We start from the raw sequence: 9858 nt of genomic DNA on the forward strand, positions 1-9858 counted from the left end.
ATTACGGCATCACAACAAAAACCGGGCCAGGGAGGGCCCCTCATTGCAAACTCCCCTCGCCGCCGTGCACAACGGTGGCGTTTTTTTTAAGGACCGATATATGCGTTCGTTCGGCAAAGCGTACGTCCCCCGTTCCGTCCTGGCGCTCTTCCTCTTCCTGCCTTTGTGCGCATCCGCGCAGCACAAGGCGGGTGACATCGTCGTCGAGCGGCACACGATACATGACGAGAAGGGCCAGTCCCGGGACTACGAAATCGGCACGCTTTACGTGCCGGAGAACAGGCACAAGCCGGACAGCCGGCTCATCGGTGTCGGCTTCGCCCGGATCAAGGGACCGGCGTCGACGCGTCCGGGAACGCCTCCGGTCTTCTGGCTTCCTGGCGGACCGGGACTGACCGTGCTCGGTGCATTTACCGATACGGACGCATCGTCGAAATCCCGGCTGCGCTCATGGCTCGCCTTCGGCCAGGTCGGCGACCTCGTCGTCATCGAACAGCGTGGCTATACCACCCGCGGCGACATGCTGACCATTGCCTCGAAACCCCTGCCCGACGATCGCCCCGGCTCCGTGCGCGACGACGTGGCCGCCATGCGGGAAGATGCCAAGGCCGCCATCGCGGCCTACCCGGACAAGGATCTCTCCGGCTACGACATCGGCGAGTTCGCCAGCGATATCGACGACCTCCGTCGTGCGCTCGGCTATCAAAAGATCAGCCTCTTCGGCGGCAGCTTCGGTTCGCAATGGGCGCTGGCGGTCATGCGGCTGCATCCGGGCATCGTCAGCCGCGCCGTGATCGCCAGCGTGGAACCCTTGAACAATGGTTACGACATGCCTTCGCATGTCTATGCCTCGCTGCAACGCATCGCCTACGATGCCGATCGCGCGCCATCGCTGGCACCCTACCTTCCGCAGGGTGGCCTCATGGCGGCCGTGAAGGCGCTTCACGAGCGCTTCGCCGCGGCCCCCGTCACGGTCACGTTCAAGGAGGACAATGGCGCGACGCGGCGCATCGTGCTTGGCGAGGGCGATCTCCAGCAGGCCCTCCTGTCGCACACGCAGGAAAGCGCGGAATGGCCGGCCTTCATCCTTTCGCTGTATCACCGGCATTACGAGGCATGGGCGCGCGAGGTCGCCGGCGAGCGCAAGCCGGACCCAAGGATCCTGATAGGACCGCTGGCGGATAGCAGCCTCGGCGTCAGCGCCGAGCGCGAGCACCTCCTGCGCACCGATCCCGCGCTGGACATGTTGGGAACGTGGAATTTCGAGGGAAATATCGCTTCGGCCGCCGACTGGCCGACTGCGGACATGGGCGACGGGGTACGCAAACCCATCGTGTCCGACATACCCGTGGTTTTCATCCACGGCGACTGGGACACCTCGACGCCTGTCGAGAATACCCTGGGCCTGCTTCCCTATTTCCCGAAGGGCCATGCCATCCTGGTCCACCGGGGATCGCACGACGGCGCGTTCTATCAACTGCGGAACGAACCGGCGGCGAAGCAAGCCGTGTACGGATTCCTCGCCACCGGGGAAACATCGGGACTGCCCGTCGAGGTCACGCTTCCGGTTCCGGACTTCGAGGTACCTTCCTTCGCGCCGCCGACATCGACCTCGGCGCCGCCGGCGCGGTCTTCCTGAGCGTAGCCGTCCGCCTTCGAGGGCTCGGACCGATCAGGTCGGGCTCTGCCGGTCGTTCTCGGCCTCGATCTGCTGCAGGTCGAGGTCGCGCTCCATGTAGTGCAGCAACTCGTCGTGGATCTGGCCGGAACGATGCAGGCGCAGGAGTTCGGTGCGACCCGCGGCGATGGCCGCCAGCACCACGTCGTAATGCGCGGCGCGCCCCCCTTCGTTCGCATGCGGGGCCTTGCTGTAGCGTTCGGCGACCGTCACGCGATAGGTGTACTGCTCCAGCAGGCGGGGATGGATCAAGCGCCCTTCGTCATCGTAGGCGCGCGCCTTCACCGCCGCGAGTTGGGCGGAATCGATGAATACGGAAGCCTGTGCTTCCGTCAGGTGCGTGCTTTCCGCCTTCTCGCCGGCATCGAGCCGAAGCCAGCGGATGACCGGCGCGATCGTCCCACCCTGCACCACCACCGTGACCAGGATCACGGCGAAGGCCGCTGCGATGGTCAGGTCGCGCCCAGGCACGGCTTCGGGCAGCGACAAGGCGATCGCCAGCGTCACCACGCCACGCATGCCCGCCCAACTGAGCAGGAACGAGGCCTTCGCCGACGCCGGCACGGGCTTGCGTCCCACCATGCGCGCCAGCGGGACGCGCAGGTACTCGGTGACGTAGATCCAGAGAAAGCGCGACAGGATGACCGCGGCGAGCACGGCGAGGATGGGCATGCCCAAGGTCGACAACGCCTCGCCGACGCCGCCCATGCGCGCGACGACACCACGCAGCGAGAATCCGATCAGGATGAAGACCAGCGCCTCGAGCAGGAAGATCATCACTTCCCAGAAGGCGAAGCTGTTGACCCGCACACGCGCCGAGAAGACGTCGTGCTGGTACCACCCGAAGATGATGCCGCAGCTGACCACCGACATCACGCCGGACACATGCAAGGATTCGCCACCGATGTACGCGGCCCAGGGTGACAGGCAGGCGGCCGTGATGGCGAGGAAGAGGTGGTCGATCCGGCGCAGCACGAAGATCAGGGCGAAACCCAGCGCCACGCCCACGACGATGCCGCCCAGCGCCAGCGCGGCAAAACTGAGCACCGCTTCATGCGTGCTGAAAGCGCCGGTGAGCGCGGCCGCCGTGGCGAAGCGGAACAGCACGAGGCCCGTCGCATCGTTGAGCAGGCTCTCCCCTTCGAGAAGAACCATCAGCCTGCGCGGCAGGCGTACCTTGCCCAGCACCGCCTTCGCCGCCACGGCGTCGGGTGGCGACACCACGGCACCGAGCGCGAAGCACGCCGCCCACGGCAAGGAAGGCAGCATCCAGTGAACGGTGACGCCCACCGCGAACGTGGTGAATACCACGGCGCCTATCGCCAGCCAGAGGATGCCGCCGAGGTATCTGCGGAACTCCGACCACACCGTATAGAAGGCGCCGTCCATGAGCAGCGGAGGCAGGAAGATCGTCAGCACCAGCTCCGGATCGAAGCTCACTTCCGGGATACCGGGCAGGAAGGCGATGCCGATGCCACCGGCCAGCAAGGCCGCCGCGGAAGGCAGGCGCAGGCGGCGCGCGATCAACTCCAGCACGAGGATCGCGACGAGAAGGATCAGTACGAACTTGAATGTTTCGGTCGAGGCCATGCGCCCTCCAGGCATATCGGAGGCAATCTTATCCGTATCGCCTGGCCCGCCGATTGGACCGGTTGTACGCCCACCCCTGCCGGAAGTCATGCATTTACCTGCCGGGGACATTTTGCCAGACTCGATGAACCGTCCCTGAAAAACAGGCCTGCCTGATGCGACCGATGCGCCCTGCCCTCCACCACGTCAGGACCGCGTTGTCGGTCGGCGTGGCTTCCGTTTGCCTCGCCCTCGTGGCAGGCCCCGTCGCCGCGCAGCAGACCGTGCTGACCCCCGAGCAGAAGGCGACCATCGCCAAGCGCAACGACATCGAGCGGCAACTCGAAGCCATCGCCGTGGTCGACCGCAAGGTGATGGTGAAGATGCGCGACGGCAAGCGCATGGCGGCCGACGTGTACCGGCCCAAGGATGCCTCGGGCAAGGTGCCCACCATCTTCGTGCGCACGCCGTACAACTTCAATTTCTGGGACGTGAAGCTCGGTGCGCCGCGTGACATGAGCCGGCAGCTCGCGGCGGTGAAGCGTGGCTATGCCTATGTCGACATGAACGAGCGCGGCCACTATTTCTCCGAGGGCAACTACGAAATCCTCGGTGCGCCGCTCAGCGACGGCGTCGACGCCATTCGCTGGATGACCTCCCAGCCCTGGTCGAACGGCAAGGTGGGCACCACCGGATGCTCGTCCACCGCCGAGTGGCAGATGGCCGTCGTCGCGCAGAACGAGCCGGGTCTCGCCACGTTCAACGTACAGGGCTTCGGCGCCGGCGTGGGTCGCGTCGGCCCCTATTACGAGCAGGGCAACTGGTACCGCGGTGGCGCCGTGCAGATGCTCTTCATCGATTGGCTCTACAAGGAACAGAACCAGGTGCGGCCGATGTTCCCGGCCAACCTGTCACAGGCCGACCTCATCCGTGCCTCGAAGATGTTCGACCTCGATTCGCAGCCGCCGGAACCCGATTGGGACAAGGCGTTCTGGGTGCTGCCCGAGAAGGACATCATGAAGTCCGTCGACGGCCCCAAGGGCATCTTCGCCGACGCGATGGACGTACCGACGGGCGGCAACATGATCGCGCGCACGCCCAACAGCCCCGCCTGGCACAAGGGCGGCCTGTGGCACGACGACATGAAGATCGACAAGCCCGGCCTGTGGTTCATGAGCTGGTTCGACGTTTCCGTTTCGCCCAATCTCGCCGCCTACAACCACGTGCGCGCCACGGCGTCCAAGGAGGTCGCGGACCAGCAGTACGCGATCATCGCGCCGGTGCTGCACTGCGCCTATACGCGTGCGACCGAGCACACCGTCATCGGCGACCTCGACGTGGGCGACGCGCGCTTCGATTATGAAGGCCTGGTCTTCGGCTGGTTCGACAAGTTCCTCAAGGGCGTGGACAGCCCCATCGTCGACAAGCAGCCCAAGGTCATGTACTACGTGATGGGCGAGAACAAGTGGCGCGATTCGCCGACGTGGCCTCCCGCGGGCGCCACCACGCGCGAGCTCTTCCTCACCAGCGGCGGCAAGGCCAACACGCTGTATGGCGACGGCAAGCTGGTCGGCGCGGCGGGCGGCACGGACCATCCCGACCAGTTCCTCTACGACCCGGCCAATCCGGTCACCACGCTCGGTGGCGGCGGGTGCTGCCAGGGCACGGCGGTGAAGTTCGGCTCGTTCGACCAGAACCCGCAGCTCGCCCGCAACGACATCCTCGTCTACGATTCGGAGCCCTTCAAGGAAGGCACCGAGGTGAGCGGACCGATCACGGTCACGCTGTACGTGTCGTCGGATGCGAAGGACACCGACTTCACCTTCAAGGTGATGGACGTCTATCCCGACGGACGCGCCTTCAACCTCACCGAGAACATCCAGCGCATGCGTTACCGCGAGGGATACGACAAGCCGCCGGTGTGGATGAAGGACGGCGAGGTCTACAAGGTGGCCTTCCAGCCGATCGACACGAGCAACTTCTTCTTCGCCGGCCATAAGCTCCGGGTAGCCGTGTCGAGCAGCAACTTCCCGCGCTTCGACCGCAACCTCAACACGGGCGGCAACAACTACGACGAGGCCAAGGGCGTGATCGCGCACAACGCCGTGCACCACGACGCCGCCCATCCGTCGAAGATCACCTTCACGGTGGTGCCGCGAAGCAACCCGTAACCCGGATCAGGCCGGCTTGCACCCGGCGGAGACTTTCTCCGCCGTGGTCGTCACGCACAGTGTGAAGCCCGCGGGCAGCCGGTCGACCAGTCGTTCCTCCGATACCGCCAGCGAGAAGGCCTTCACTTCGGCCGCACCATCGAACACGGTGTAGTAGCAGCGCCCCGCGCTGCTCGCCTGGCAGGCGAAGCGTGCGCGGCCCATGCGCACTTCCGTGCGGCTGTCCAGGGTGACCACGCCGTTCTCCTGGGATGTGGCCACGATCGTGCGGTTCTGCGCGTCGGTGCAGCCGGCGAGGTTCATGAAGCAATAGACGATGGCAAGAAACAGGCGCATGGAAGTCTCCTTCGTCACATGGCGCGGAAGATGGCCATGAACGGCTGGCTCACGCTCAGGGTTTCGGGGCGGCCGCGTAGCCGCAGGCAACCCTTGCCGGTGTCCTCGCGTTCCACCGAGGCGACCTGGCGCAGGTTGACGATCGTCGAACGGTGGATCTGCCGGAAGATCTTCGGGTCGAGTTGACGGAGCAGGTCCCGGATGGGCCTCGTCAGCAGGGCGTCGCCATCGGCGGTCGCCACCAACGTGTATTTGTTGTCCGCGCGGAAATAGATCACGTCCTCGACGAGGATCAGGCGTGTCGCGCGTCCCGTGCTGGCGGTGAGCCATGTCAGCGGCTCGTCGGGCGGACGGTCGAAATGCGCGCCGATATCGCGCGCGATCCGCGCCGTCCGCTCCACATGCCGCGCCGCGTCGGCGAGACGGCCGCGCAAGCGGGCCACCGTCTGCGCGAGCCGGTCCGATGTGACCGGCTTGAGCAGGTAGTCCACGGCACCTCGTTCGAAGGCGTCGACGGCATACTGGTCGTACGCGGTGATGAAGACGACCAGGGTGTCCGGGCTCGCCTCGGCAGCCGCGGCGGCCACTTCCATGCCGGTGAGCCCGGGCATGCGGATGTCGAGGAAGGCCACCTCGGGCCGGTGCGACGCGATGGCTTCCAAGGCGGTGCCGCCATCCTCCGCGACTTCCAGCACATCCAGTTCGGGCCAGGCGATGGCGAGCTCGCGCTGCAAGGCGGCGGCGAGCAGCTTCTCGTCTTCGGCGACGATGCACCTAGGCATGTTCGACCACTCCCGTCACCGGCAACGTGATGGTCGCGGCGACACCATGGGGAAAATTGTTGCCGATCGAGAACGCCGCGGCGCTGCCGTACATGAGTCGAAGGCGCTCGCGCAGGTTCTTCAGTCCGATGCCCGTGCCAGCACCGTCGCTACGGAAGCCCATGCCGTCGTCGGCGACCGTGAGGGACAGGCCCGAGCCATCCACGCCGGCGCGGATCCAGATGCCACCACCGCCCGGTTTCGGTTCGAGCCCATGCTTGATCGCATTCTCGACCAGGGTCTGCAACATCATCGACGGCATGGGCACTTTCAACGCATCCGCCGGCACGTCCGCATGCACGGCCAGGCGGTCGCCCATGCGCAGGCGCATGATTTCCAGCCACGCGGTGGAACGCTCCAGTTCCTCCCCCAGGGTGGAGAGCGAACCATCCGTGCGCGGCAGCGAGCGGCGCAGGTAATCGATGAGGTGGCCGAGCATCCGATCGGCGCGCGCGGGGTCGGTACGAACCAGCTCCTGCGCACTGGCCAGGGTGTTGTAGAGGAAGTGCGGTTCCACCTGCGCCTGCAGGAGACCGAGCTGCGCGGCGGTCAACTCCTTCTCCATCGCGGTCTGGCGTACATCGGCACGCTCGCGGTTGCGGCGTTCGGACAGGCGCTGCGTGATGGCCCGTACCAGCGTTTCCACGTACTCCAGCGACGCACCGCCATCGGGATTGAACCAGTCGGTCCATGCGCCGCTGTCCGGCTCGCAGACGAACATCACGCTGCTCGATCCGTCCGTCGGCGTGATCGTGGCGGATATCTTCGTGTGGCGGTCGAGCGATGCCTGCCACTGTGGCCGGGCCCGGCGGCGTGGTTGCTCGTTGGCCAGCTGGCGGATGATCGCGCGCAACTGGAGCCCGCCGCGTGTTCCGCTCACATCGTGCACGTTCGGCAGTTCCCGGATCACCTCGTCGACGATGGCGAAGGCCTCGTCGGCGGGATAAGGCACTTCCACGCGGCGACGCTGCCGGTTGGACACGGTCTCCGCATCGACGCGGCCCGCGATCACCCGGACACGGTAAAGATGGGTGACGCCGCGAGACAGCGCCACGAGCAGGCCGACGAACCACGCCAGCGTGAATATCCACGGAAATTCACCGCGATTCCAGCCGGTTCCGGACCACACGACCATTAGCACGCATAGCGCCGCCACCCACGCCACGACGATGCGTCCAAGGAACTTCAGGCTTGCCATCACATGTACTCCCACCCTGCATTGGCGTGGAGCATACGACGCGGTTCGCCCTGCCCGGCGCCGATTCCGACGAAACGTCGCATGCGCCGACGAAACGCCCTCCTTGCGCGGCGCAGCATGACCTGGGCCGCCCGATGGGCCATTCTCGGGAAACGGCTTTCGCGGTGGGGACCGCAAGCCACGACAAAGGGGTTACTGCATGGCCTTGTTGCTCGTCGTTTTCGCTGTCGTCGTACTTGCGATCTTCCTCGGCATCCGTACCTTGCCGAAGCATCATCCCGCCAACTGGCTGCTGGGCATCGTCGGTGGAGCCTGCCTGGTTCTTGCCTGGTATGCGATCTTCCGTCCCATGTTGCTGGCCTCGGGCGGTGGCGATCCGTCGCTGGTCACGCTTGGCCTCACCGCCGCCGGCATCGTGTCGTGCGTGCTGGGCGTGGTCTGCCTCGGAGTCTGCGTGTGGCGCGACCCTGCCCGCTTCTGGATGCTCTCCATCGTCTTCATCGGCGTGATCGGCGCGACCCAGTTCACCGCCCTCGGCTGACGATCTACGGAACCACGGATAAAGGCCGCTCAGGCCGAAGCGGTCGACCCGTCGAGGGACGCTCCGGCATGGCGGTAGTCGAACACCGCCAACGTCGCGGCACCCGCGACCACTTCCAATGATGCGTGGCCGCCGAACGGGAGCGTCCACTTGTCCGGACCGTGTCCGAAGGAAAGGCCGCGCAACATCGGCAGGCCACAGGCACGAGAAAAACGCTCCAGCGCATGGTCGATGTCGTAGCCGTTGTCGTACTCGCTGATGCGATGGCCACCGAGCCCGCCGATGAGGATCGCGCGCTGGCGGTCGAGTACTCCCGCCAGCTTCAGTTCGTACAGCATGCGTTCGACCCGATAGGCCTGCTCGCCGGTTTCCTCCACGTAGAGAATGCCGCCGTCGATCCTGGGCAGGTAAGGCGTGCCGATCAGGCTGCACAGCGCGGAGAGGTTGCCACCCCAGAGCGTGCCTTCGACGAGCATGTCGTGCTGCTCGTCGCCACAGGCCCAGCTCATTTCCGTTCGCGGCGACAGCACCGTATGCCAGAAATGCCGCCAGGTGTTTTCGCGCAGGTAACCCTGGCCGAAGTCGCGCACGAGCATGGGCCCGTGCAACGTACCGATCGCACTGCGGGCATAGAGCGCGCACTGGAGCACGGTGAAGTCCCCGTGCCCCACCAACACGCAGGATTCGTCGAGGAAACGGGCGGCAAGGCCGTCATAGTCCAGCCGCTCCAGCAAGGCGATCGCGCCATAGCCACCGCAGATGGCCATGACGAGATCGGGCAATGGCCGGTCGGTTCTCGCCAGCTGGTTGATGTCCGCGGCGCGCTCGGCGTCACCGCCGGCGAACCGCAGCATCACGCGATCGGCCACCTCGCCGCCATGGACGGTATGTCCGGCGGCTTGCAGCCGTTCAATGCCCCGAGCGCAAGCGGCACGGTCATCCGCATATCCGGAGGGGGCAATGAGCCGTATATCGAGTCGTGTCGGCATGTCTGGCAGTGAATGATTCGGCCTAGCAATACCTCGACCGCCCCGAGAAGGCAATCGAAAGGTGCCGGACGACCTCACCATTCCATGCCGGCGCCCACGCTGAAACCCGCATCGCCACGCGAATTCGCCGACCCGCTGAGCTTGTAGACCCACCCTCCCCCGTCCGTGACCGTGGAAATACCGACGGCGATGCCCGACTCGCCGCGGAAGGTGCCCCCCGCCACCGCGGCCATGTTGCGTCCCGGCGTCGTGGCTTGTGGAAGCCCCGCCATGGCCATCGCCGAGGCGACGCCCGCGCTGGCCCGATTGTTCGTACGCTGGATATCGCGGTCGATCGCGCCCACCCGTTCATCGGTGTAGCGGCGCGACCAGTCGGCTACCTGGTCCAGCTGGCCCACGTTGGCCGCATCCGTCGCCGCGGTGCCGGGTGCCACGTTGTGCACGACCGTTGGCGCACCGGGCGAGCCAAGGGTGACATTTCCCCGGTCGACGCTGCCGTCCGGGCCGGTGTCGTAGCCCACGCTGCCTTCGCGCACCTGTCTCTTATACACATCT

9 protein-coding genes are annotated in these 9858 nt (G+C 65.9%); 3 read left to right on the forward strand and 6 right to left on the reverse strand.

The features are described 5' to 3' along the window. Nucleotides 1–100 precede the first annotated feature (100 nt). On the forward strand, nucleotides 101–1639 hold the full coding sequence (locus ACR9ZJ_RS06715; protein WP_481287265.1) for an alpha/beta hydrolase: 1539 nt from the start codon (nucleotides 101–103) through the stop codon (nucleotides 1637–1639). A gap of 33 nt (nucleotides 1640–1672) precedes the next feature. On the opposite strand, the gene ACR9ZJ_RS06720 is transcribed toward ACR9ZJ_RS06715, so the two are convergent. Then, nucleotides 1673–3268 (reverse strand): Na+/H+ antiporter, encoded by a 1596-nt coding sequence (locus ACR9ZJ_RS06720; protein WP_481287266.1) that lies wholly within the window; start codon nucleotides 3266–3268, stop codon nucleotides 1673–1675. Between the two features lie 164 nt (nucleotides 3269–3432). On the opposite strand from ACR9ZJ_RS06720, the gene ACR9ZJ_RS06725 reads away from it, so the two are divergent. Beyond that, on the forward strand, nucleotides 3433–5418 hold the full coding sequence (locus ACR9ZJ_RS06725) for a CocE/NonD family hydrolase (protein WP_481287267.1): 1986 nt from the start codon (nucleotides 3433–3435) through the stop codon (nucleotides 5416–5418). 6 nt (nucleotides 5419–5424) lie between these two features. Here the strand turns inward: ACR9ZJ_RS06725 and ACR9ZJ_RS06730 are convergent, their stop codons facing one another. The 3 genes from ACR9ZJ_RS06730 to ACR9ZJ_RS06740 are packed head-to-tail and all read right to left on the reverse strand — an operon-like array spanning nucleotide 5425 to nucleotide 7773. After that, the gene (locus ACR9ZJ_RS06730) at nucleotides 5425–5754 is read right to left on the reverse strand and encodes a hypothetical protein (protein ID WP_481280784.1); all 330 of its coding nucleotides are present in this window, start codon (nucleotides 5752–5754) and stop codon (nucleotides 5425–5427) included. Between the two features lie 14 nt (nucleotides 5755–5768). After that, nucleotides 5769–6536 carry a LytR/AlgR family response regulator transcription factor gene (locus ACR9ZJ_RS06735; protein ID WP_481280785.1) on the reverse strand — a complete coding sequence of 256 codons (768 nt, stop codon included), beginning with the start codon at nucleotides 6534–6536 and terminating at the stop codon, nucleotides 5769–5771. Beyond that, a complete protein-coding gene (locus ACR9ZJ_RS06740; RefSeq protein WP_481280786.1) occupies nucleotides 6529–7773 on the reverse strand; it encodes a sensor histidine kinase in 1245 nt (414 codons plus the stop codon). Before ACR9ZJ_RS06740 ends, ACR9ZJ_RS06735 begins: the two co-directional genes overlap by 8 nt. Nucleotides 7774–7972: 199 nt before the next feature. Between ACR9ZJ_RS06740 and ACR9ZJ_RS06745 the strand changes: the two genes are divergently transcribed. Further along, on the forward strand, nucleotides 7973–8314 hold the full coding sequence (locus ACR9ZJ_RS06745) for a hypothetical protein (RefSeq protein ID WP_481287268.1): 342 nt from the start codon (nucleotides 7973–7975) through the stop codon (nucleotides 8312–8314). Between the two features lie 29 nt (nucleotides 8315–8343). Here the strand turns inward: ACR9ZJ_RS06745 and ACR9ZJ_RS06750 are convergent, their stop codons facing one another. Together ACR9ZJ_RS06750 and ACR9ZJ_RS06755 are read right to left on the reverse strand one after the other, a co-directional pair. Next, nucleotides 8344–9303: an LD-carboxypeptidase gene (locus ACR9ZJ_RS06750; RefSeq protein ID WP_481287269.1), complete on the reverse strand. Its 960-nt coding sequence runs from the start codon at nucleotides 9301–9303 to the stop codon at nucleotides 8344–8346. Between the two features lie 74 nt (nucleotides 9304–9377). Further along, a partial coding sequence (locus ACR9ZJ_RS06755) for a YadA family autotransporter adhesin (RefSeq protein WP_481287270.1) occupies nucleotides 9378–9858 on the reverse strand: 481 nt, incomplete at its 5' end.

It is taken from the genome of Luteibacter sp. KNZ12-1A, assembly GCF_056755675.1.